Source organism: Nocardia carnea, assembly GCF_029868325.1.
GTDB lineage: Bacteria > Actinomycetota > Actinomycetes > Mycobacteriales > Mycobacteriaceae > Nocardia > Nocardia carnea_C.
Window position 1 is genome coordinate 1 of the sequence record NZ_JARWNW010000290.1, and the last position, 21,472, is coordinate 21,472.

Below are 21,472 nucleotides of genomic sequence, written 5' to 3' on the forward strand. Positions count from 1 at the left end.
GGTGGCTATGTGATCGGTAATGCCGCGATGGGTGACCGGTTCTGCCGGGCGGCGGCCCGCCGCCGCGGGGTGGTGGGGGGGGGGGGGGGTTTACCGGGGGGGTGGGGGGCTACCATACCCGCGCCGCGCCGCGCCAGTTTAACCCCGGAGGGCGGGGGGGGCGCCCCACCCCCCGCCCGCCCCCCCGCCCCCCCCCGCTGGCCCCCCCCCCCCGGGGGGGCGGGCCCCCCCCCGCCCGATCGGTGAGACGCCGGATGATCCCGATCGTGCGCGGATGCACGACCGAACGCGGCAGCAACCCGGCCCGGCGCAGGTCGGGATGGAAGATGGGCGAAGGCATCGACGAGCCGTCCTCTCGCTGTCGAGCCGGGGTCGGGAGCCCGGCCATGGCAGCTTACGGGAGTCGCAGCGTGTCCCGGAGCGGTTCGAGACCCGTAAATCCAGTTGTCGAAACGGCCGCCGGGCCGCAAGCTGAATCGATGACGCTCGGCCTCCCGCCCGATGTGGTGGACACTATTCGCACCATCTTCGAGGAACGAGGCGACCGCTGGCTCGCGGCGCTGCCCGCCGTGGTGGACCGGCAGTGCCGGGTATGGGACCTCGAGGTGATCGGGCGGCCGTTCGCCGGCGGTACGCATTCCTTCGTGGCGCCGGTGCGGCGCGGCGACGGCTCCGTGGCGGTCCTCAAGATCGCGGTACCGGATGAGGAAAACGCCGGTGAGGCCACCGGAATGTACTGCTACCGGGGTGACGGCGCCGCACGGCTCTACGATTTCGACCCGGATAGCGGTGCCCTGCTGCTCGAATGGGCACGTCCCGGAACACCACTGATCGCGCAGCCGCGGATCCCCTTGGAGGGGAGACCGGAGAACGCGGGCAAGATCCAGACCGCCTGCGCCCTGTACCGGCGGCTGCGCCGACCGCCCACCGATATTCCGGCCGGCTATCCCGCGCTACCACTGGTGGCCGATATCGTTGCCGACTGGGAGCAGCAGCTTTTCACCCCCGAAATGACCCGCTATCTTCCGGATACCGTCACCGCCCGCGCCCGCGACCTCCGTGCCTGGCTGACCGTACCGGAGGGTCCACTGCTGATCGTCAACCGCGATACCCACCTCGGCAATATCGTGGCCGCCGAACGGGAGCCGTGGCTGCTGATCGATCCGAAGGCATTCCTGGGTGAGGCGGCCTTCGACGCCGGTTTCCTCATCATGAAGCAGGTCGAAACAGCCCCCGCCCCCGCCCTCGCGCGCCGCGTCCTCGCGGCCACCGCCGACGGTCTCGATGTGGATCGCGAACGGGCCCGCGCCTGGGCGTATCTCCGTGCCGTGGAAGAGATCGCCTGGTCGCTGGAGGACGAGCGCCCGGAGGACGCGGCCCGGTACCGCGAGGTGGTGGTGGCCCTGTCGTGAACCGGCCGCGGGCACGACAGGCCGGAGACAGCGGCGACCAGTAGGGTGATTGCGCTGATCGTATCGGCGGGTAATGGACGGCGGCCGATCCTGATCGATGGGAGGGCCACTCATGCGCTGGAGCAGCGTGACCGCGTGCGGTCCCGAATCGTTCGCCGGTCTGGCCGACGGTTTCGTCCCGATGGCACACGAATTCGGTGACGAACCCGAATGGCGGGCCGGGCTCACCACCCAGGAATCGCCGACCTATACGCTACTGCGCTGGGATCAGCGCGGCCGGCGCCACTGCCACCGGAGCGCCGGCCATATCCGCAGAGAACCCGGCGACGATTTCTACTGGGTGGTGATCCCCGACCGTGGCCCGTTCGGGATCCGGTTCCGTGACGACATCACCCATATCGCACCCGGCCGCGCGACCGTGGCCGGACTCGAATTACCCTGCCACCTCGACATTCCCGATTCCGCAGCCTATGCGTTACAGGTTCCGCGCACCGAATTCGACCATCGCCTGCGCCCGCGCGCCCATATGAACCTCGTCCTCGATCTGACCCGCGGGCTGGGCCGGGTCGCCGACGCCATGATCCGCAGCACCCACGCCGAGCAGTCCCGGCTGTCGGCACGCGAATTCACCGCGGTCTGCGATCGGATCACCGAACTTCTGTGCATGCTGGCGGCCGGGGATACCGAACCGCAGCGCGCCCACCGTGCGGCGATCGCCGAGAGCATCCGGGGTTATCTGCGCGCGAATATCGGTCGCGGTGATGTGCGTCTACCGGCTGTCGCGCATGCGCTCGGCTGGTCGGAACGCCAGGTGCGGGAGGTGCTGCACGAATCCGGCACCACCTTCCGCGATCTGCGCCGTGAGGAAGCGCTGCGGATCGCCCGGGAGACCCTGGAAGATCCGCGCGCCACCATGTCCATCGCCGACCTCGCCACCCGATGCGGTTTCACGCCCGCCTGGTTCTCCGCCGCGTTCAAGGAACGCTTCGGTCAGCCACCGCGGGAGTTCCGGCAGCGCCGCCGCGCCGAAATCGCCGCGCAGCGGGCGTGAACCATGCCTTTTACGCCGCGGGCCCCAGCCGCACCGGCAGCGCGACCGGGCCGACAGTGCTGATCTGCACCGTGTACTCGATATCCTTCGTGTCCACCGCCAAGGTGAGTTCGGGGTACCGGGTGAACAGCGTGGCCAGCGCGATCCGGCTCTCCAGCCGGGCCAGGGGCGCGCCCAGGCAGAAATGCGGGCCGCGACCGAAGGCGAGCTGGTCCTTGTGCTCGTGGTCGATATCGAACACGTCGGCGTCGGGGTAGCGCAGCGGGTCGCGGCCGACGCCACCGTGCCACAGCGTCGGGGTGCCCGCCGCGATCGGCACCCCGGCGACGGTCACATCGGTGCGCGGATACCGCATGAGCGCGCCGACCACCGAGGACCGGTAGCGCAGCGCCTCCTCCACCACATCGGCCCAGCGGTTCTCCGCCTGCGCGCGGGCGAGCTGCTCCGGGAACTCCCGCAGGGCCACCACCGCGTTACCGAGCAGATGCACCGTGGTCTCGTGCCCGGCAACGATCACCAGCCACAGCATGCTGATGAGCTCTTCGTCGGAGAGCTCGTTCTCCTCGTTGGCCGCGAGCAGCGCCGAGGTGAGATCGTCGCCCGGTTCGGCACGTTTGCGCTGCAGCAACTCGGCGAAATACCCGCCCATCGCCGCCATCGCCGCCTGCGCTTCCTCGCCGCTGCTGGTGGCCGAAACGATGGTCAGCGTCCAGTTCTTCAGCTGCGGTTGCTCATCGACCGGCACCCCGAACAGCTCGCAGATCACCCGGACCGGCAGCGGGGTGGTGTAATTCGCGATCAGGTCGACCTCGTCCCCGGCCGGGAAACTGTCGACCAGTTCGTCGGCGATCCGCTGGATCCGCGGTTCCAGGGCCGCGATCCGCGCCGGAGTGAACGCCTTGTTGATCGTCTGCCGCAACCGGCGGTGCTCGGCGCCGTCCTGGTTGAGCATATGTTCGGCGTCGGTGAGCGCCCGCAGCGGCCAGTCGGCGGGTATGGTGCCGTCGCGCAGCGCCGGGCAGTGCGCGGGATGTTTACCGAAAACCTTGTCGTCGAGCACTTCACTCACCGCGCGATGGCTCACCGCGATCCACGCGGGCACCCCGCCGGGCAGTTCGATCGGCACGATCTCCCCGGCGCGCAGGATGCGCTCATGAGTGTCGAGGATGGACTCACCGGGTGTCGGGAGTTGGATGAGTTGCTCGGACATGTTGCCTCCCTGGGCGTTTCGGTCTACCGGGGGCAAGTGTGCGTCGAGGGCCCGGACGCGGCAAACGCTGCCGGACTTTCTGCCGCCTACCGATATTCCCGCGCACCGAACCGTAAGAACCAGGTAGTTATGTGACCAGCGCGACGATGCGACTCATTGCGCTTGTTTGAGGACCCGCAGATCGGGGGCAGTCCCCACAGCTCCGGGGCGGGCGTTGTCGATGGTGAAGGTGACCTTGTCCGGGCGGTAGCGATCGTCGCCGTATTCGACCGGTTCCCCGGCCGTCGTCGAGGTGCGGCGCCGTTCCCGCAGCAGTGGGGCTCCCGGGGCGATATCCAGCAGCGTCGCGTCGTGGGTGTCGGCGGCCAGCGCGTCGATGGTGTGCCGGGCCGAATGCAGTTCGACGCCCTGCCGGGCAAGGTGGGCGTAGATCGACGAGGCGTCGGGGTCGAAATCGAACAGCAGCCGGCCCACGGGTTCCACGAAGGTGGCGCGTTCCAGCATGACCGGTTCGCCGTCGAGCGAACGAACCCGCAGAACTTCGACTACCGGCGTTCCTTCGCCGATCCCGAGCTCGGCCGCCGCTACCGCCCCCGCCCCGCGGCGCGCGACCTCCACCGTGCGCTGCCCCGGTGTTCTGCCGATCCGCTCCGCCCAAGCGGTGAACGAGAGCAGACTTTCGAACGGCTGCCCGAGCGCGGTATCACGCACCACGGGCGGCCGGCCCTGACCTCCGATGATCAGGCCTTCGTGCCGGAGGGTCGCCAGGGCGGTGCGCACGGTGCCCCGGGACGCGCCGAACTCCGCACACAACCGCGCCTCCGAAGGCAGCGAGACGCCGGGCGGTAGCGCACCGCGGTGGATCCGTTCCCGGAGTTCGGCGGAGACCCGGGCGTGCAACGGTATGGCCACGTCATCCTTTCGGAGCACCGATCAACTTGACCACACAAGCATACGATCACCGGCACAGATTTTGCGCGTATACCGCAGTGTCCTGGAGAAACTGTCGGTGAACTTATATAGACAAGTTGCGCGCAGACCTTGAGCCGCGACGGTTGCCTTGCGAACATTCCCGGCATGACAGTTGCTTCGCCACCCGCATCCCCCACGCTCCCGACCCACCCGGTCGACCTCGCGGTCGTCGGCGCCGGCATCGTCGGCCTCGCGCATGCCGTCGATGCGGTCGAGCGGGGGCTGCGGGTCGCGGTCGTCGAACGCGATGCCCGCGCGGTAGGCGCGTCGATCCGCAACTTCGGCCACCTCTGCGCCACCCCGCAGACCGGCACTGTCCTCGACTACGCCATGGTGGCGCGCGAGAAATGGCTGCGGCTCTCGGAGAAGGCGGGTTTCGATATCGTCCGCGCCGGCACGCTGGTCGTCGCCCGCAGCGCCGCCGAGATGGGTGTGCTCGAGGAGTTCGCCGCCGAACGCGGCCGCGAACAGGTCCGTCTGCTCGACCGCACCGCCGTCGAGAAATCGTTTCCCGCCGCCCACCCCGGCAGCGATATCGTCGGCGGCGCGCAGCTACCGCTGGACCTGCGCGTCGACCCCCGGGCCGCGGTCCCGGCGCTCGCGACCTGGCTCGCGGCCAACGGTGTCGATTTCTTCTGGAACACCCACGCCGGCGCCGTCTCCCCCGGGATCGTCCACACCGCCCGCGGCGACCTCCCCGCGACAGCGATCGTGCACGCCTCGGGCCACGACGTCGACCGCCTGTTCCCCACCCTCGCCGAAGAATACGACGTCCGCCGCTGCAAACTGCACATGCTGGAGGTCGATCCCCCCGGCGATGTCCGCATCGACCCCGCCGTCCTCACCGGCTACTCGATGCTCCGCTACGGCGGCCTCGCCGCCACCGCTTCGGCCACCGAGGTCCGCCGCGAAATCACCGCACGCGCCCCGGAAACCCTCGAGGTGGTGATGAACCTGATGTTCACCCAGCGCCCCGACGGCGCCATCGCCCTCGGCGACACCCACCACTACAGCCGCACCCACCTCCCCTTCGACGAGGAGTCGGTCACCGAACTGCTACTCCGCGAAGGCGCCCGCCTGTTCGGCGTCGACCGGCTCACCGTCCGCCGCCGCTGGCGCGGAATCTACGCCGACTCCCCGAAAACCGATTTCCTCGTCGCCACCCCCGCCCCCGGAGTCCGCGTCGTCTCGGTGACCTCCGGTATCGGCATGACCACCGCTCTCGGCCTCGCCTCCACGGTCCTCGACGATCTGCTCTGAACTCGCCCCCATCCCCGATCCGGGCACAGAGTCCACCGCGCCACATCAACAGCCGCGACCAGCGGCCGAGTTTCGACCGATGCGCATCAACCAGCCGGGGTGCACACGCCCTGGCACGCCTCGTTCACCCGGCCGCCGTGGTGATCGCCGCAGCAACCTGGTCCGGTCGGGAGACCAGCGAGGCGTGCGAAGCATCGAGTTCGCTCATCTGCGCCCCCATCCGGCCCGCCATGAACCGCTGGGACGACGGCGGGATCACCCGATCCTGAGCCGACACCAGATACCAGCTCGGCACCCCCGCCCACGACGGCGGACCGGAGGGCTCCAGATTCGCGGCGACGGCAATCGACTTCTGGTGCGCGATCATCTGGGCGGCGGTGGCATCGTCGACATCCTGGGCGAACACCTCATGGAACCGGTCCGGCGCGATATAACCGTCCAGGTTCCGGCCCATCGGTCCCTGCGGGTCGTCGACCAGTTCCACCTGCAACGTCGGCGGAAGCAGCTGACTGCCCGGGAACCGGATCGGGTCCAGCGCCAGCTGCGCGATCTCCCCCTGTGCCGGCGCGAACGCCGCCACATAAACCATCGACACGACATCGGGGTCGTGCACATTGCTGATAACGAACCCCCCGTACGAATGCCCGGCCAGGACGATCGGTCCCTCGACGGTGTCGAGAACCGACTGGATGGCCGCCGCATCATGCGCGGGCCCGCGCAGCGGGTTCTCCGGCGTCAGCACCTGATACCCCTGACCGCGCAGACGCTGGGCCACCCCCTCCCAGCCGGTGGAATCCGCGAAGGCGCCGTGCACCAGCACCACGGTCGGCAACGACTGCGCGGCCGCGGGAATCGCACCCCCCAGCGCCGCGGTCAAGGCAACGATCACAGCGAACAACGCAACGCGCACAGCGCGGAATGTGGTCATGGTTTCCCTGTCCGGTCTCGATCGGTTTCGCACGAATTCGAGCAGCTGAGCGCCGAGAAATCCGGCGCCACACAGGTGATACGGCCACCCATTTTAACCCCGCGCGGACAGCGGCACCGCGAAATCCGCCACCCGGCGGGCTCGCAGTCGAGGGGCCGGCCGCTACCACGGAACGACAGCCGGACCGCGATCAGTTCGGGGTGGTCGGCGCCCAGTTCCTCCGCGCCCGTCCAGCCGGTCCTTTCGCGTGGGCCGGTCAGTGGCTATGACCGGCCCACGCAGCGAAAATCATCTGTCGCCTACCGGTGCGCGTGCGCTCCTGTCACGTGCTCGAGAATGATCCCGCGGGCTGTAGCCCAGGCAGCGGAATCGATATCCCCGAAATCCGCATGCCCAGCCCCGTCCAGCATCGCCAACCGCGCCGGATCACCAGCCCCCTGCGCGGCCCGCACATAAGACCGGGACTGCACCGGATCCACCACCGTATCGGCCGTCCCGTGCACCGCGACCACCGGAATTCCCACCGGCAGATGCTTGATCGGCGACCCCACCGCATACCGCGCGGGCTGTTCCGAAGGCGCCCCGCCGAGCAAGCCACCGACGAATTCGTCGTGCCCCTTGCGCACCGCGAGTGCAAGGTCGAACACCCCTGCCATGATGGTCGCACTCCGCGGACGCACTCGCGGCTGCGCGCCCGGCGCCCCCGGCCCGAGCGTATGCCGCCCCGCGATCCACGCCGCCAAATGCCCACCGGCCGAATGCCCCGCCAGATGCACCCGCCCCAGATCGAGCCGCCCACCTGCCGCCTGCTGTACGACGGTCGCCACGGATTCGGTGGCATCATCGGCATCGGCCAGTGTCGCCGGCCAGCCACCTTCCCCGGTCACCCGCCGATACTCGATATTCCACACCGCGACCCCCGACTCGGCCAGCGACGCCGCCAACGGCTCGAAGTAGCCGAGATCATGATCCTCGAGCCACCCACCCCCGTGCACCATCACCACCACCGGATACGGCCCCTCCCCCTCCGGCAGATGCAGGATCCCGTAATTGTCGGGGTGCTCACCGTAGGCGACTTTCACGGTATCCGCGCTGCCACGGAGAACGGGCGCTTCAGCAGCCTCCCTGCCACACGAAACCCCACCGACAGCCACCGCTACGGTCATGAGCAGCCGCGTTACTGCCGCCCTCGAACCACGCATCGGCACCTCGCCTCCCAAGTCGCGAACAGACCGTCGCCCGGCTTCCTCCGGGTCACCGTAAGCAAGACGTCACCGCGTCCGTGGACGCCACGCGGAGTCGCGTCGGGCAGTGCGCTGCACGTAGGCGGCGGCCGCCCAGCCCGGACGGGCCTCATCGATGGCAGTGAGTTTGCGGTGAGAAATCCGGTTTGCTGACCAGAAACGGGGTAGGCCGCTGGTCATTGGTAGCTGAACCCATGCTTACGGCGTCGCTCCTCAGCGGATGGGAGAAACCATGTCGAACCACCCGCCGTATCCTCCCGAATACCCCGGCGACGATCCCTCGCGCCGGCAGCGACCTGGTGACCAGGGCCAATACCCGGGGCAAGGCCAGTACCCACAGGGCGGCGCGCCACCGCCCTACGGGGCCTACCCTTCACAGCCGCCGAAGAAAAAGCCCAAATGGCCGTGGATACTCGTCGGCGGCATCCTGCTGGTAATCCTCCTGGTGTGCGGAGGATGCGTCGCTCTCATGGGCGGTATCGGCAATGAGATCGATAAGGAAACCTCGGAGGAGATCGCCGTGACCTATGAGGTCACCAGCGATGGCCCGCAGGCGAGCAACATCTCGTACAGCAGTGGCGGCGACGGCGTCAACACCGAGCAGGCGAATCAGCAACCGCTGCCCTGGACCAAGGAGGTCACGGTCACCGGTTTCATCAAGTCCGTCACCCTGACCGCTCAGGCAGATGAAGGCGCATCGACCATCACCTGCCGGATCTTGGAGGGCGACGAGGTAATCGCCGAGCAGACCTCCACCGGTCCCTTCGCTGCGGTGTCGTGCAGTGGGACGGCAGGCGATTAACCGTCTCCCGCAACCACAAAACGGCGACTATCGCTGCTGAGCGGGACTCCGCAACCACCTCAACCTGTGGAGTCGATGATGAACTCCCGCCCGAGCTCCAGCAGAACCCGGTCGGCGGTGAGCAGCTGCAAATTCTCGCACCACGCCTGGGCGGTGATCAGCCGATCGAACGGGTCGTGCCTTGTCAATTCCGGGAAAGCCCGCAACTGCTCGGCATGCTGTCCGGTCACGTCCAGAATGCTCAGCCCTTGATCACCGATGATCTCGGTGAAGTTCGCCGGGATCTTCAACTTCCCCAGCATGCATTTGATCGTCAACTCCCAGACTGTCGCCGCCGACACATAGACTTCCGGCGCCGACGTGATCATGCGCCGGGCGCCGGATCCGAGACGTGGATTGTCGTCGAGTAGCCACAGAGTGGTCTGACTATCCAGCAGCAGCATCCGAGTCTTCCCCGTAGAACATCTGCTGGATATCAGGATCTACCTCGAAGGCGCTGTCGTCGTACTCGATCTGTCCCCGCAAGCCGCCGAAAGTCACCGGGGCCGCACGGTGTGGAACGAGGTCGGCGATCGGCTGGCCGGCCTTCGAAATCACTATCCGTTCACCACGCGACACCCGCTCCAGCAACCTGGATAGGTGCGTCTTGGCCTCATGGATGTTCACGGCTGTCATACAGCAAGGGTAATGGCCCAGACTTAGTTTAGTCTAGTTTACTCGCCGTCCGGACCGGTCGGCGACTGCACGAAAGGGACGACAAACGATGAATCACGGACGCGGCTGGCGTGAGGTCAAGGCAGAGGCCCGCCGCCTTCAGCCGGAGATGGACAACCCAGAGGTCCGGGCCGCAGCCTCCGCTCGACTCGATGCCTACGTCGCAGGCCATCACCTGAAGGAACTGCGCAAGTCGGTGGGAAAATCCCAGGCCGAAGTTGCTGCCGCGATCGGAGTCTCGCAGTCTCGGGTGTCGCAGATCGAAAACGGTGACCTGTCGGCGATGGGGCTGGACACGCTCCGCGGATATGCGCGGGCACTGGGCGGCCGTGTCGATATCACCGTAAGCGTGGGGCCACACAGCGTCAAAGTCGGGTAACTACCGCTGACGCTGAGTCGAGTCATGGTCAGCTCGCGTTGATCCGCGGCAGGATCTTCACCCGCAGGTGGGTCCGGATTTCCTCTGCACGCTGTCCGCCGCCACCAGTGGTGGCCGCACGTCCACCGGAAACCCCGGGATGCGCTCGGTAAGCGCGGCCTTCACAAACGCAGGATCCGTGAGACCGGAACGCCGACGAAGCGCACGGCAGTCGTCGAAGATCGCCTGCCACCGGACCGCCTCGTCGTGGTCGCCGGCTCGAAGCGCTTGTGCGATCCGTACCGGCAACTCGGGCACCGGACTACCACCGCCCGAGACGATCCCGAGTGCACCGTGCTCTGCGATGTGCGCGGCGGCGCCATCGGACCCGACGAACACCGAGAGCCCCGTATCGGCATAGCCCCTGGTGATCCCGCGATCGGTCCCAGAGTCTTTCACCCCGACCAACATCGGATACTCCGCAGCGAGTATGCCGAGGAGCATCGGCGTGATGAGCGCTTGGGTATGGCGAGGGAAGTTGTACACCAGCAGCGGCAGCTTCGTTCGCTCGAGCAGGATGCCGAAGTATTGGCGGATACCGGCTTCGGGTGGTTCGGCGAAGTAGTAGGGAGCGATGGCCGCGACCGCGTCCGCATGGTCGTGCGCGTGGTCGAGCAATTCGATCGCATCGCCGACAGCCGAGGTGCCGATATGGGCGATGAGCTGCCCGCGCCAGTGGGATCGGGTGAATTCGAGGACCGACTTCCGCTCGGCGACCGTGAGCGCGGGAAACTCCCCAGTCGTGCCATTCACCAGAATCGTCCGTGCCCCGGACTCGTCCAGGAAGCTCAGATAGTCGCTCAGCGCGCCCGTATCCAGTCGATCGTCGCTGGTGAAAGGCGTGACGGTGGCGAGCATCGGGTTCAGCTCGACAGCTCGGCCCCACCGTCCAACACGTTCCCCTTCCGTTCCAACGGCCATCGGCGTCACTCCTTCACTGCGAAACCGCGGTCGATCGGTTGCGCGGACCTGTCCCCGGACCCGCACCACCTACGGATTACCGCAGGCGAGCCGACGTCCGAGCACTGGCCGCAGCCAGGTCAGGATCCGGTCGGCCCGGCCGGCCATTGCGTACAACGCTACCGCTGCACATTCGTGTCCCGTATCGCAGCCGCCGCATCCCCGGCAGCACCATTCGAGTGGCTGCATTACCGGCGATTCGCCGGCCAGAACAGCGCCCAGACGATCACCGCGACCGGCAGTCCGACCGCCACAACCAGACCGAGTACCGTCATCTCGCAACCCCGGCCGCGTACCACCGCGCGAACGACAGCCGGGGTATCACCGTCTCCACGTCGGCCACATTCATCACCCGGTTCAATTCCATTGCTCCGAGATGGTCCGGCGCGGGCAATATGACCACGTCGACCCCAGAGTTCCGGACCTGGTCGGCGACGGGGAGCACCGAACGTACATCGGGCCAGATGATTCGGTAGCCCAGTCGGTCGGCCAATCGCCGGACCTGTGCCCGGTCCCACTCGGGCGCGGTGCTCACGTCGTCATCTACCCATCCGAATGCGGTCGGCCGCATCGTCTCCCCTTCGGTTTCGGCTGGCTTGCACCCGATGCGGAGGACTCGACACCCCGCATCGGGGCATGGAAAGCACGCTAAGCGTGGGCAGTTCACAGTCCCCAGAAAAGTGTGCGTGAGTGCGCAACCTATTGCCAGATGAAGCGATCACAGTGAAAATCGACCGGGGGATACACACTTCAGTCCACACTCGAATCACGAGAGGGCCGCACCATGAAGGTTCGATTCATCGGCGGTGAATCCGGCGGGGACGGTTCTCCCCGGCTCTACGTCACCGAAACCGAGCCGCCACGCTATGCGGCACAAGGGTGGCGGACCGACGAACCGGACACGATCGAGATTCCGCACAAATTGCTGTGGTTCACCGAACCCGGTACCTGCATATCGGGTGTACGCGACACCGGGCACGGAACGTTCCTGCTCTCGGGGGAACCGATCACCGACCCGGAAACATTGGCCATCATGCAGATTCCAGCGCACGAGACGGCGGTGCTGGTGCCTATCGGTCAGGAGGTGCGCCCGGATGCGCCTGCTGCACGGCGCTGACGAGCTACGGCCGATATTCGCCGTCGCCGAACGCTCCGCCTTTCACCTCGAAACCCGCGACGACTACGCAAGCGAGTCGGAATCCGAGTCACTCACCGCGTTCCGCGCCGACGAGACCATCGACCCTGGCGGGGAATGGTTCTCGGGCTGGACGAACCACGTTGCCGCGACGGTGGCCCGCGGGGTAGCGGTGCGTCGTGCGCGGATTGTCACCGAGCCGCACACGCTGTACACCCGTTACCTGCTCGCGTTGAGCCGCCACAACGTCGAAGCCGGGGAGGATATCCGCTATCTGGCGCGGCATGATGCCGATCCATCCGACTCTGCCACCGAAGACTTCTGGCTGTTCGATGAGCGGTCGGTGGCGTTCTCACTGCTGGATGCGCGTGGGTTCTGGGTCGGGGCCGCGCTGACCGACGAACCCGTGATCGTCGCGCACGCGGTCGCGGTACGTGATCGAGTGTGGGCCGCGGCGACCCCCTTCGAGGAGTACCGCGGGCAGTGAACGGGGCAGCACGGGCGAAAGCGGCTCTCGGTGCCCGGCTCCGGGAGCTGCGCAGAGATGCCGGGCTCGACGGGCGGCAGCTTTCCACGGCCGCCGGCTGGCACTGGTCCAAGACATCCCGCATCGAACACGGCAAGCAGATGCCGAGCGAATCCGATCTGGCAGTGTGGTGCCGGGTCTGTGGCGCGACCCTCGCGCTCCCCGATCTGGTCGCAACGCTGCGCAACGTCCGGGCACAGTGGGCCGAGTGGCGGCGGATCACCGCGACCGGCCACACCCGCCGCCAGCAGCGCGGACAAGAACTCGAAGCCGAGACCCGGCAACTTCGCATCTATAACCCCACCATCGTGCCCGGCCTACTCCAGTCCGAGCCATACGCCCGCGCGGTGCTCGCCCAGTGCATAGGCTTCCTAGGTACCGTCGATGACCTGGACACCGCCGTCGAGGCGCGAATGGCTCGCCAGGACATTCTGCGCAGTGGCGCCACAAGAGTGGTGGTTCTGGTTCACGAGGCAGCACTGCACACCACTCTCGGCAACGACGAGGTGACCGCCGGGCAACTGCGGCATCTGTTCAAGGTGGCGTTCGGGAATCCCCGCCTCTGTTTCGGTGTGATCCCGCTGCGCGCTGGGTTCGTCTACCTCTCCGGCAGTTTTCATCTGTTCGATCGCCGACAAGCGCTCATCGAAACTGCAAGCGCCGAACTCACGATTACTGCGCCGAGTGAGCTGGAGCTGTACGAACGGCTGTGGAGCGGGCTGCACGGCCACGCCGTCTACGGCGACGCCGCCCGCGCGTTGATCAACTCGGCGATGGAGTCGCGCGAGAGCAGCACGTGATCAACGCACCAAAGCCAGAGTGTCCGGGGAAATCAGCGGCCAGCCCGCTGAGAAGCGGCCCGATCGACGGTTCCCGGGCAGCTCATACCTTGGTCGGCGCCTTCTCCTTGTCGCTCAACGGTTCGTAGGTCTCCCAGAATGTGGCGCCGGCGATCCCCAGCGCCCTCGGATCGAATACCGGGTCCACCCCGGCCCGCTGCTGTTTCTCGTAGTCCCGCAAGGCCTTGTACGCCGGCTGCTGCAAAATCAGAATGCCCACGATATTGAGCCAGGCCATCAACCCGACCCCGATATCGCCCAGCGCCCAGGCTTCCGCCGCGGTCGATACGCAGCCGACCACCACCGAGGCCAGGATCAGGGCCTGCAATACGACCGTCGCCACCGAACCGGCCGACCAGCGCAGGAACGGAACCATCGCGGTGCCGTACTTGTTCAGCAGGAATCGGAGATTGGTTTCCGCGATGTAGTAGTAGGCGATGATCGTGGTCAGGCAGAAGAACGCCAGTGAGAGGGCGACGAAGGTGGAGCCGGCGCCGCTCCAGAGTGTGTCGAAGCCGTGCTGGACGAAGCTGGGGCCGACGACGACGTCCGAGGGCAGGACACCGCCGTCGGCGATAACGGCTCCGTCGGCGGTCTCGCCTTCGAACACGCGGTAGGCGCCGGTGGACAGGATCAGGAAACCCGTTGCGCTACAGACGAACAGCGTGTCGAAGTAGACGGCGAACGCCTGGACGAAGCCTTGTTTGGCGGGGTGGGATACCTCGGCGGCAGCTGCGGCGTGGGGTCCGTTGCCTTGCCCCGCCTCGTTGGAGTAGATACCGCGTTTGACGCCCCACATCACCGCCGCACCGATGATCGCGCCGAAGGCTGCGTCCGCACCGAAGGCGCTCGCGAAGATCGTGGAGATCACCGAGGGGATCTCGGAGGCGTTGACCACGACGATGATCAGGGCGACCAACATGTAGCAGACGGCCATGAACGGCACCACCACCGACGCGAAGGCCGCGATCCGTTTGACGCCGCCGATGATGATCACCCCCAGCACCGCCGCCGTACCGATCGCTACGACCCAATCCGATAGCCCCCACGCCAGCTGCATCGCCGACGCCATGGAGTTGGACTGCACGCTGGGCAGCAGGACACCGGTGGACAGCACGGTGACCGCCGCGAAGACGAACCCGTAGACCCGGAACGCAGGGGCGGCTTTGGTATGTGCCATCGCCTTGCTCAGGTAGTACGCGGGTCCACCGCGGTATTCGCCGGTGAGCGGGTCACGGGTTTTGTAGATCTGGCCGAGGGTGCATTCCACGAACGAGGTCGATGCGCCGAGGAAGGCCATTGCCCACATCCAGAACATCGCACCGGGACCGCCGAACGCGATCGCGGTCGCGACACCGGCGATATTTCCGGTGCCGATCCGCCCGGACAGCGATATCGCCAACGCTTGGAACGACGAAACCCCCGCCGATGATCTCTGTCCCTTCATCATCAACCGGATCATCTCGGGTACCTGGCGTAACTGCAGGAAGCGCGACCGCACCGAGAAATAGATGCCGGCCGCCAAGCACAGATAGACGAGTGCGTCGCTCCATACGTAACCGTTGACGGTATCGAGGAAATCACCCAAAACGGATACTCCTTGCGAATCTACGTTAACAATTTGTCTCGATTCGCATGCTCGCACAGATGGCCGCCGACCGTGTATCCGTTCGATGACACCGGTGTAAGAAACAGCTGGCAGGATGGGTGTGTGCAGCAACCGAACGGGGACGAGACTGTGGAATCGGCCGGTTGGTCACTGGTGGAAACCCGCAAGCTGTTCGATATGCTCGACAGCCCGCGGCCCGGGCACGGACTGCTGGGGGTGAGCGACCCGGATATCCATCATCTCGACGGCAGATGGTGCATGTTCGTGGGCGCGATGAACAGCCGGTTCCGGGTCCGGCTGTACGAAGCACGGCTTCCCGAGGGGGCCGATATCACCGATGACCGTTGGCAATTCGTGACCGACGACGACGATCATGCGGTCGCGCTGGGCGCACCGGAACACGGCGCGTGGGACAGCCCGGGGATGCATTCCCCCACCTATGTGCGCGGCCCGGCGAACGACCGCACCGTGGAGCGGATCTACTACGCCGGACAGCTCAGCCGCGCCATGAGCGGAAAGCGGAGCCGGTACGCGATCGGCTACCTGGAGCGAAGCCCCGGTGGACAGTGGGTACGGCACTCGGAACCGGTTTTGTACGGGGACGATACGCGGCCCAGCGCCATGGAACCGTACGTGCTGTGGGCCGGCGGGCAGTGGCGGATGTGGTATCTGGCGTGCGTCGGTGAGGTCGGCCGCGGGGAACTGCCGGACTACGAGATGCGGTACACCACAAGCGAGGACGGGCAGACCTGGACGACACCGGAAAGGTTCGCCACTACGGTCGAGGGTTTCTTCAACAATACGGTCATCGTCGGCGATGCCGGTTCCCGCATGATCGCGGCCCGCGGAACCAACCTCCACGGCACGGACCCGTTCCCGAGCCAAGGCCTCTGGCTGGCCGACACCACGGGGGTCCCCGGCGACCGCGCTTCCTGGCAACCCTTCGAACGACTCCTCGACACCGACACCGCCGCAGAGCCCTGGTACGCGGCCGGAATCTGCGGCCCCGCCTGTGTTCTCGACGGCGACGACACCATGCACATCTTCGCCACCGGTACCCACTCCCCCATTTCCTGGTACCGCGCGATCTTCCAGCAGCTCCGCCGCCGACGCCCAGTTGTGCCCGCCCCGTTCTACCTCGCCACCGCCCGTTTCACCTTCCGCCGCTCCCGGGGAAGTTCTGCGGGTTCCCGCTCCCGAGGGCTTCCTCGATAACCGGCACGCAACCGCTACTTTCTTGCCGCCCATGACACAGCGCAGCGGCCGGACCTTCGGGAAGGCCCGGCCGCTGCGTTCGGTCGGCTACATTACTTGCCGGCTTGGCTGTAGTACTCCTTTTCGATGCTCTCCCCGACCTCCTGGTCGATGTTCTTCCAGTACTGGAAGGCACGTGAGAGAACCGGTTCCACGACCCCGCCGAGAAGTGCTCCTGTCACGGTCTGGACGAGACGTTGCCGTTCCTCTTCGGAGAACACGTCGCGCACGAGCGTGTGGGCCTGGCCGAAGTCGTCGTCCTGCGCGTGCAGCGAGTAGGCCGACCGGACCAGTTCGCCGTCGGACTCCCAGCCGTTGTCCACCGGCCCCTGCTCGTCCTGGTAGGCGCGGCCGTAGGAGTTCGGCGCGTATACCGGTGCGTCACCGGAGTGGAAGAACTGCATCGCGCCCTCCTTGTCGTAGGAGTTGGTGGGCGTGACCGGGCGGTTCACCGGGAGCTGGTTGTAGTTGGTGCCCAGCCGGTGCCGCTGCGCGTCGGGGTAGGAGAAGATGCGGCCCAGCAGCATCTTGTCCGGGGAGACGCCGGTGCCCGGAACCGTGTTGGCGGGGCTGAACGCCGCCTGCTCGATCTGCGCGAAGTGGTTGACCGCGTTCTGGTTCAGGGTGAAGCGGCCGACCGGGATACGCGGGTAGTCCTTCTTCGACCAGGTTTTGGTGAGATCGAAAGGGTTGAAGCGGTAGGTTTTCGCGTCCTCGTAGGGCATGATCTGCACCTCGACCCGCCATGAAGGGTAGTCGCCGTTCTTGATCGACTCGAACAGATCACGCCGATGGAAATCCCCGTCCTTGCCGGCCAGTTCATCGGCTTCGTCGTTGGTGAGGAACTCCAGGCCCTGATCGGTCAGGAAGTGGTATTTGACCCAGAACTTCTCTCCGGCCTCATTGACCCACATATAGGTGTGCGAGGAGTAGCCGTTCATATGGCGCCATGTGCGCGGGAGGCCGCGGTCGCCCATGAGGTAGGCGACCTGGTGGGCGCTCTCCGGGGAGAGGGTCCAGAAGTCCCATTGCATATTGTTGTCGCGCAGACCCGAATCGGGGGTGCGCTTCTGCGAGTGGATGAAATCCGGGAACTTCATCGGGTCGCGGACGAAGAAGGTCGGGGTGTTGTTGCCGACGATGTCGAAGTTGCCGTCCTGGGTGTAGAACTTGAGCGCGAAACCGCGGACATCGCGCCAGGTATCGGGGGAACCCAGCTCGCCGGCCACGGTGGAGAAGCGGGCCAGCATAGGTGTCTTGGTGCCCGGCTGGAACAGCTTCGCCTTGGTGTAGCGCGAAACGTCCTCGGTGATCTCGAGCTCGCCGAACGCGCCGGAACCCTTCGCGTGCGGGCTCCGCTCCGGGATCCGCTCACGGTCGAACCGGGCGAGCTTCTCGACGAGCGCGACATCGTGCAGCAGCAGCGGACCGTTCGCTCCCACGCTGAGCGAATGGGCGTCGCTTTCCCGCGGTGCGCCGGATTCGGTGGTCGACGGTTTCGAGGAGGTGTGGCCTGCGGTGGGGTCGGTGGTCATGTAATGCCCTCCTGGGTGAACTGCTCGATGGTGTCCATGAAACGGCCGCTCCGGGCCGAGCCACGACATCGCGTCGGTGGCACGCCTCCACGGTACCCATAATCTGGAATGATTCAAGTTATTGAACCAGCACAGAGAGCTGCGCTACATAATCGAGGGAATCCGCAGCTCCCAGACGACATAGTCGCGGGTGACACAACGCGGCGTGAAGGACCGGGCGTGGAGAGGAGTCGACGGAACGGTCACCGGATCGAGGCCGGAACTACGCGGTATCTCCCGCGGCGAGCCCGATCCCGGCGGCGAGGTCGGTGAGTACCGCGTCGAACAGCACGTCCGGGTCACTCACCGGCATCGGGTAATTTCCGAACACCTCGAGCGTCACGTGACCGTACAGGCGGACCCAGACGATCATCATCAGGTACGCGACCCCGAGGTCGAATTTTTCGGCGGGGAACTTCTGTTCCGACCCCGCCAGCAGCGCGAAGAGTTCGGTCTGGAACGCGATGAGATCGGTCCGCAGCGCTTCCGGAATCGATTCGACCGGTGGCGGCGCCAGATCGTAGGCCCCCAGAACCTTGCCGGCGGCTTCCAGGAAGACCAGGCCGAACGATTCGTCGAATCGGCGTACCGTGCCCGGGTTGCCGTCGGACGGCGAGGCGAATACCAGCGTGAACTCGTTGCGGTGGGCCAGGGCCCAGCGCCGGAACGCGCGGCAGATGGCGAACAGCCGGACCACTCCGTCGTCGGGCAGTTCGGCTACCTGCGCGGCCAGATCGTCGGCCAGGCGTTTGCAGATATCGCGGCGCAGGGCAGCGAGGAGCTCTTCGCGAGACGGGTAGTAGCGGTAGAGGGCGGGGGCGGTGATGCCGAGTTCACGCGCAATGGCGCGGAGGGTCAATGCCTCCGCGCCATGCGAAACCAGCAACTCCGCGGCCACGCGCCGGATGTCCGCGTCACTGACCGCGGGCATCCGGCCCCGCCGCGCGGGTGGTGTCATTCGTAGGCGACCTGCCAATTCTTGATGCCGTTCAACCAACCCGACCGTAGCCGAACGGGTTCGGAGACCTGACGCAGGTTCGGCATCACATCGGCGATCGCGTTGAAGATGAGGTCGAGCTGCAGGCGGGCGAGGTTCGCGCCGACGCAGTAGTGGGTGCCCGTACCGCCGAAGCCGACGTGCGGATTCGGGTTACGGGTGACGTCGAATTCGAACGGCTTCTCGAAGTGGTCTTCGTCGAAGTTGGCCGAGGAATAGAACAGACCCACGCGCTGGCCCTTGGCGATGGCCTGGCCGCCGATTTCGGTGTCCTGCAGGGCGGTCCGCTGGAAGGCGATGACCGGGGTGGCCCAGCGGACGATCTCGTCGGGGGCGGTGCGCGGACGCTCGGCGCGGTACAGCTCCCACTGGTCCGGGTTGTCGACGAAGGCCTTCATACCGTGGGTGGTGGCATTGCGGGTTGTCTCGTTACCGGCGACGGCCAGCAGGATGACGAACCAGGCGAACTCTTCCGAGCTCAGTGCCTCGCCGTCGATATCGGCGCTGAGCAGCTGGGTGATGATGTCGTCGGCGGGGCAGCCGCGACGCTCCTCGGCGAGGTTCCAGGCGTAACCCATGACCTGCGCGTTGGCCATCTTGTAGCTGTCGGCGTACTGGGGATCGTCGTAGCCCATCATCTGGTTGGACCACTCGAACAGTTTGCCGCGATCGTCCTGCGGCACACCGAGGAGTTCGGCGATGGCCTGCAGCGGCAGTTCGCACGCGACCTGCTCGACGAAATCGCCGCCGCCGGTTTTCTTGGCCTCGTGCACGATGCGCTCGGCGCGCTCGGTGAGCGCGTCACGCAGGCTCTGCACGGCGCGCGGGGTGAAACCGCGGGCGATGATGCGGCGCAGTTTGTCGTGTTCCGGCGGATCGGTGTTGACCAGCATGGCGCGCTGGATATCGATCTCGTCGCGGGTGATCTCGCCGTTGAAGCGGATCACCGCGGTATTGGCGTTGGTGGAGTAGACCTCGGAGTTCTTGGAGATCTCCTTGATGTGGTCGAGCTTGCTGACCACCCAGTACCCGCCGTCGTCGAAACCGCTGACGCCGTTGGGCTGGTCGACCCACCAGACGGGCGCGGCGCGGCGCAGTTCGGCCCATTCCTCGATCGGCAGCCGAGCGGCGAGCAGGTCGGGATCGGTGAAATCGAAGTCGTGGGACAGGGACGGTGCGGTCACTATGCCTCCTTGCAGAACACTGTCCCCTGAAGTGAACCACACCACACCCCCATTTGTGAACACCCTTTAGTAAATAGCGTTCACGTGATTTTGCCACCACGCGACCACGGCTCGACGGAGGGCGGTCGAGCGCAACCTGCCCACCCCGGCGGGCCTGAACGACAGGGTCGCCGGTCGACGACGGCCGTGCCCGGAACTCCGGCCGCTCATTGTTGCGGTGCGGCACCGAACCGCACGACCACCGCCGAACCGTTCGGCCCATCAGGGCGCTCGACCAGCTGCTGAGAACGATCTACAGCCCAGGCGTACCGGGGATCCGGACTCAGGGCGTTCTCGCGCAGGCAGGCCTCGGTGAACTTGATGACGTGCTCGTCCCCGTGGTCGACCGCGCGGGCGATCAGCTCGTCCCACGGCGGGGTATCGGCCTGCTGCGCGTGTACCGGCGCCTCGGCCTCACCGGACCGGTCGGTGGTCGCCGCCATCAGCAACGTCACCTGCGCCTGCCACACGGCGGCGAGTGTGGGTTCGTACAGTTCTTCAGGCAGATTCGGCAACACCAGCCGGGCCGCAGCGGGGGCGGTGACGCCGTGGACGAGCGGAACCGGGAACTGCGCCACCGCATGTGCGCCACAGACGCCGGCGAAATGAGCGGTCATCCGGGACAGCAGCCGGTCGGCGCGCTCGGGAGCCAGCGCGGACAGTGATTCCTCGTAACCCGGCATGGTGCGCGGTGTGCGCAGGCGCGCCATCGCCTGCTGCGGAGTCTCCGGCTCCGGCAGCCTGGGTACCGCGGCGATCGAGGCGGCGAGGCCGAATTCTCCCCGGAGACGACCCGGTCCGGGCGCATCGATGAACCGGGCGGCCCAGTAGCCGAGCGCTCGGGCGAGTTCGTTCGACTGCAGCCGAGTCGGTTGATCGGTGGACGACAGCCCGCGCACGGCATGCGCCGTCCGGATCAGGCCGTGCGTGAGGCCGGTCATCGGACCGGGCAGCAAACGCGGCCACCAGCGCACCAGCACCGCACGCCAGCCCTCATCCGATATCTGTCGCAGGAACAGTTCCTCGAAATCACCGGCCCGGCCGATATCGCCGAGCGCGGCGCGCCAATCGGATTCCTCGTCAGTGAGCCGCTGGTAAGGCACGGGCGGATCGTGATGCGGCGCGGCGGCCCGATAGATCGCGACCCAGTCCGGGATCGCGGCGGTGTGGCCGAGTACCGCGAGCGCTTCGGCAGCCATCGGGCCGTGATTGGCCAGATCGCCGCCGCCCAGGTTGCGCTCGTACCCGAGATCGTCGAGCCGTTCGAGCGCATCGTTGACCGCATCGCTGTACGCCGACATGGCAGCCTCGCTTACTTCGCATATCCGAACTGTTTGTGAATAC

22 protein-coding genes are annotated in these 21,472 nt (G+C 66.6%); 9 read left to right on the forward strand and 13 right to left on the reverse strand.

Annotated elements, in window-relative coordinates:
- Positions 1-479: 479 nt before the first annotated feature.
- Together QH196_RS27775 and QH196_RS27780 are read left to right on the forward strand one after the other, a co-directional pair.
- Positions 480-1,412 carry an aminoglycoside phosphotransferase family protein gene (locus QH196_RS27775; protein WP_280418794.1) on the forward strand — a complete coding sequence of 311 codons (933 nt, stop codon included), beginning with the start codon at positions 480-482 and terminating at the stop codon, positions 1,410-1,412.
- 112 nt (positions 1,413-1,524) lie between these two features.
- The gene (locus QH196_RS27780; RefSeq protein ID WP_280418795.1) at positions 1,525-2,463 is read left to right on the forward strand and encodes a helix-turn-helix transcriptional regulator; all 939 of its coding nucleotides are present in this window, start codon (positions 1,525-1,527) and stop codon (positions 2,461-2,463) included.
- A gap of 10 nt (positions 2,464-2,473) precedes the next feature.
- On the opposite strand, the gene QH196_RS27785 is transcribed toward QH196_RS27780, so the two are convergent.
- Positions 2,474-3,673: a cytochrome P450 family protein gene (locus tag QH196_RS27785; RefSeq protein WP_280418796.1), complete on the reverse strand. Its 1,200-nt coding sequence runs from the start codon at positions 3,671-3,673 to the stop codon at positions 2,474-2,476.
- Between the two features lie 153 nt (positions 3,674-3,826).
- On the reverse strand, positions 3,827-4,603 hold the full coding sequence (locus QH196_RS27790) for a GntR family transcriptional regulator (RefSeq protein ID WP_280418797.1): 777 nt from the start codon (positions 4,601-4,603) through the stop codon (positions 3,827-3,829).
- Between the two features lie 147 nt (positions 4,604-4,750).
- Here QH196_RS27790 and QH196_RS27795 point away from each other — a divergent pair, with 147 nt between their 5' ends.
- A complete protein-coding gene (locus QH196_RS27795; protein ID WP_280418798.1) occupies positions 4,751-5,905 on the forward strand; it encodes a TIGR03364 family FAD-dependent oxidoreductase in 1,155 nt (384 codons plus the stop codon).
- 124 nt (positions 5,906-6,029) lie between these two features.
- Here the strand turns inward: QH196_RS27795 and QH196_RS27800 are convergent, their stop codons facing one another.
- Both QH196_RS27800 and QH196_RS27805 read right to left on the reverse strand, forming a co-directional pair.
- Entirely contained in the window at positions 6,030-6,833 is an 804-nt protein-coding gene (locus QH196_RS27800) for an alpha/beta fold hydrolase (protein WP_280418799.1), read from the reverse strand.
- 299 nt (positions 6,834-7,132) lie between these two features.
- Positions 7,133-7,915 carry an alpha/beta hydrolase family protein gene (locus tag QH196_RS27805; protein ID WP_280418800.1) on the reverse strand — a complete coding sequence of 261 codons (783 nt, stop codon included), beginning with the start codon at positions 7,913-7,915 and terminating at the stop codon, positions 7,133-7,135.
- A gap of 394 nt (positions 7,916-8,309) precedes the next feature.
- Between QH196_RS27805 and QH196_RS27810 the strand changes: the two genes are divergently transcribed.
- Positions 8,310-8,879 carry an MmpS family transport accessory protein gene (locus QH196_RS27810; RefSeq protein WP_280418801.1) on the forward strand — a complete coding sequence of 190 codons (570 nt, stop codon included), beginning with the start codon at positions 8,310-8,312 and terminating at the stop codon, positions 8,877-8,879.
- Positions 8,880-8,938: 59 nt separating this feature from the next.
- Here the strand turns inward: QH196_RS27810 and QH196_RS27815 are convergent, their stop codons facing one another.
- Together QH196_RS27815 and QH196_RS27820 are read right to left on the reverse strand one after the other, a co-directional pair.
- Positions 8,939-9,322 (reverse strand): type II toxin-antitoxin system VapC family toxin, encoded by a 384-nt coding sequence (locus QH196_RS27815; protein ID WP_280418802.1) that lies wholly within the window; start codon positions 9,320-9,322, stop codon positions 8,939-8,941.
- Entirely contained in the window at positions 9,306-9,554 is a 249-nt protein-coding gene (locus tag QH196_RS27820; protein WP_280418803.1) for a type II toxin-antitoxin system Phd/YefM family antitoxin, read from the reverse strand. Before QH196_RS27820 ends, QH196_RS27815 begins: the two co-directional genes overlap by 17 nt.
- Before the next feature lie 88 nt (positions 9,555-9,642).
- Here QH196_RS27820 and QH196_RS27825 point away from each other — a divergent pair, with 88 nt between their 5' ends.
- Complete coding sequence (locus QH196_RS27825; protein ID WP_280418804.1) at positions 9,643-9,972, forward strand: helix-turn-helix domain-containing protein; 330 nt, start codon at positions 9,643-9,645, stop codon at positions 9,970-9,972.
- A gap of 57 nt (positions 9,973-10,029) precedes the next feature.
- On the opposite strand, the gene QH196_RS27830 is transcribed toward QH196_RS27825, so the two are convergent.
- Positions 10,030-10,932: a dihydrodipicolinate synthase family protein gene (locus QH196_RS27830; protein ID WP_280418805.1), complete on the reverse strand. Its 903-nt coding sequence runs from the start codon at positions 10,930-10,932 to the stop codon at positions 10,030-10,032.
- A 310-nt stretch (positions 10,933-11,242) separates the two neighbouring features.
- The gene (locus QH196_RS27835) at positions 11,243-11,506 is read right to left on the reverse strand and encodes a hypothetical protein (protein WP_348538110.1); all 264 of its coding nucleotides are present in this window, start codon (positions 11,504-11,506) and stop codon (positions 11,243-11,245) included.
- A 249-nt stretch (positions 11,507-11,755) separates the two neighbouring features.
- Here QH196_RS27835 and QH196_RS27840 point away from each other — a divergent pair, with 249 nt between their 5' ends.
- From QH196_RS27840 to QH196_RS27850, 3 genes are read left to right on the forward strand one after another with little or no spacing between them, the layout of a single operon-like run.
- A complete protein-coding gene (locus QH196_RS27840; RefSeq protein WP_280418807.1) occupies positions 11,756-12,088 on the forward strand; it encodes a hypothetical protein in 333 nt (110 codons plus the stop codon).
- Complete coding sequence (locus QH196_RS27845; protein WP_280418808.1) at positions 12,066-12,593, forward strand: DUF6879 family protein; 528 nt, start codon at positions 12,066-12,068, stop codon at positions 12,591-12,593. Before QH196_RS27840 ends, QH196_RS27845 begins: the two co-directional genes overlap by 23 nt.
- Positions 12,590-13,432 carry a helix-turn-helix domain-containing protein gene (locus QH196_RS27850; RefSeq protein ID WP_280418809.1) on the forward strand — a complete coding sequence of 281 codons (843 nt, stop codon included), beginning with the start codon at positions 12,590-12,592 and terminating at the stop codon, positions 13,430-13,432. Before QH196_RS27845 ends, QH196_RS27850 begins: the two co-directional genes overlap by 4 nt.
- Before the next feature lie 82 nt (positions 13,433-13,514).
- Here the strand turns inward: QH196_RS27850 and QH196_RS27855 are convergent, their stop codons facing one another.
- Positions 13,515-15,059, reverse strand: a complete 1,545-nt coding sequence (locus QH196_RS27855; RefSeq protein ID WP_280418810.1) for an alanine/glycine:cation symporter family protein — start codon at positions 15,057-15,059, stop codon at positions 13,515-13,517.
- 123 nt (positions 15,060-15,182) lie between these two features.
- Between QH196_RS27855 and QH196_RS27860 the strand changes: the two genes are divergently transcribed.
- Positions 15,183-16,295, forward strand: coding sequence for a hypothetical protein (locus QH196_RS27860; protein WP_280418811.1), 1,113 nt, complete (start codon positions 15,183-15,185; stop codon positions 16,293-16,295).
- A 92-nt stretch (positions 16,296-16,387) separates the two neighbouring features.
- Here the strand turns inward: QH196_RS27860 and QH196_RS27865 are convergent, their stop codons facing one another.
- The 4 genes from QH196_RS27865 to QH196_RS27880 form a co-directional block, all read right to left on the reverse strand.
- The gene (locus QH196_RS27865) at positions 16,388-17,869 is read right to left on the reverse strand and encodes a catalase (protein ID WP_280418812.1); all 1,482 of its coding nucleotides are present in this window, start codon (positions 17,867-17,869) and stop codon (positions 16,388-16,390) included.
- Positions 17,870-18,131: 262 nt separating this feature from the next.
- Positions 18,132-18,866 (reverse strand): TetR/AcrR family transcriptional regulator, encoded by a 735-nt coding sequence (locus QH196_RS27870; RefSeq protein WP_280418813.1) that lies wholly within the window; start codon positions 18,864-18,866, stop codon positions 18,132-18,134.
- Positions 18,863-20,089: a cytochrome P450 gene (locus QH196_RS27875; protein ID WP_280418814.1), complete on the reverse strand. Its 1,227-nt coding sequence runs from the start codon at positions 20,087-20,089 to the stop codon at positions 18,863-18,865. The genes QH196_RS27870 and QH196_RS27875 overlap by 4 nt, the downstream gene beginning before the upstream one ends.
- A 206-nt stretch (positions 20,090-20,295) precedes the next feature.
- Positions 20,296-21,429, reverse strand: a complete 1,134-nt coding sequence (locus QH196_RS27880) for a questin oxidase family protein (protein WP_280418815.1) — start codon at positions 21,427-21,429, stop codon at positions 20,296-20,298.
- Between the last annotated feature and the right edge of the window lie 43 nt (positions 21,430-21,472).

Excerpts from the sequence above, each read along its gene's own strand:
- QH196_RS27775 (WP_280418794.1), top strand. The coding sequence starts at position 480 with ATGACGCTCGGCCTCCCGCCCGATGTGGTGGACACTATTCGCACCATC.
- QH196_RS27780 (WP_280418795.1), top strand. The coding sequence starts at position 1,525 with ATGCGCTGGAGCAGCGTGACCGCGTGCGGTCCCGAATCGTTCGCCGGT.
- QH196_RS27785 (WP_280418796.1), bottom strand. The coding sequence starts at position 3,673 with ATGTCCGAGCAACTCATCCAACTCCCGACACCCGGTGAGTCCATCCTC.
- QH196_RS27795 (WP_280418798.1), top strand. The coding sequence starts at position 4,751 with ATGACAGTTGCTTCGCCACCCGCATCCCCCACGCTCCCGACCCACCCG.
- QH196_RS27800 (WP_280418799.1), bottom strand. The coding sequence starts at position 6,833 with ATGACCACATTCCGCGCTGTGCGCGTTGCGTTGTTCGCTGTGATCGTT.
- QH196_RS27810 (WP_280418801.1), top strand. The coding sequence starts at position 8,310 with ATGTCGAACCACCCGCCGTATCCTCCCGAATACCCCGGCGACGATCCC.
- QH196_RS27815 (WP_280418802.1), bottom strand. The coding sequence starts at position 9,322 with ATGCTGCTGCTGGATAGTCAGACCACTCTGTGGCTACTCGACGACAAT.
- QH196_RS27820 (WP_280418803.1), bottom strand. The coding sequence starts at position 9,554 with ATGACAGCCGTGAACATCCATGAGGCCAAGACGCACCTATCCAGGTTG.
- QH196_RS27825 (WP_280418804.1), top strand. The coding sequence starts at position 9,643 with ATGAATCACGGACGCGGCTGGCGTGAGGTCAAGGCAGAGGCCCGCCGC.
- QH196_RS27830 (WP_280418805.1), bottom strand. The coding sequence starts at position 10,932 with ATGGCCGTTGGAACGGAAGGGGAACGTGTTGGACGGTGGGGCCGAGCT.
- QH196_RS27840 (WP_280418807.1), top strand. The coding sequence starts at position 11,756 with ATGAAGGTTCGATTCATCGGCGGTGAATCCGGCGGGGACGGTTCTCCC.
- QH196_RS27845 (WP_280418808.1), top strand. The coding sequence starts at position 12,066 with ATGCGCCTGCTGCACGGCGCTGACGAGCTACGGCCGATATTCGCCGTC.
- QH196_RS27865 (WP_280418812.1), bottom strand. The coding sequence starts at position 17,869 with ATGACCACCGACCCCACCGCAGGCCACACCTCCTCGAAACCGTCGACC.
- QH196_RS27870 (WP_280418813.1), bottom strand. The coding sequence starts at position 18,866 with ATGACACCACCCGCGCGGCGGGGCCGGATGCCCGCGGTCAGTGACGCG.
- QH196_RS27880 (WP_280418815.1), bottom strand. The coding sequence starts at position 21,429 with ATGTCGGCGTACAGCGATGCGGTCAACGATGCGCTCGAACGGCTCGAC.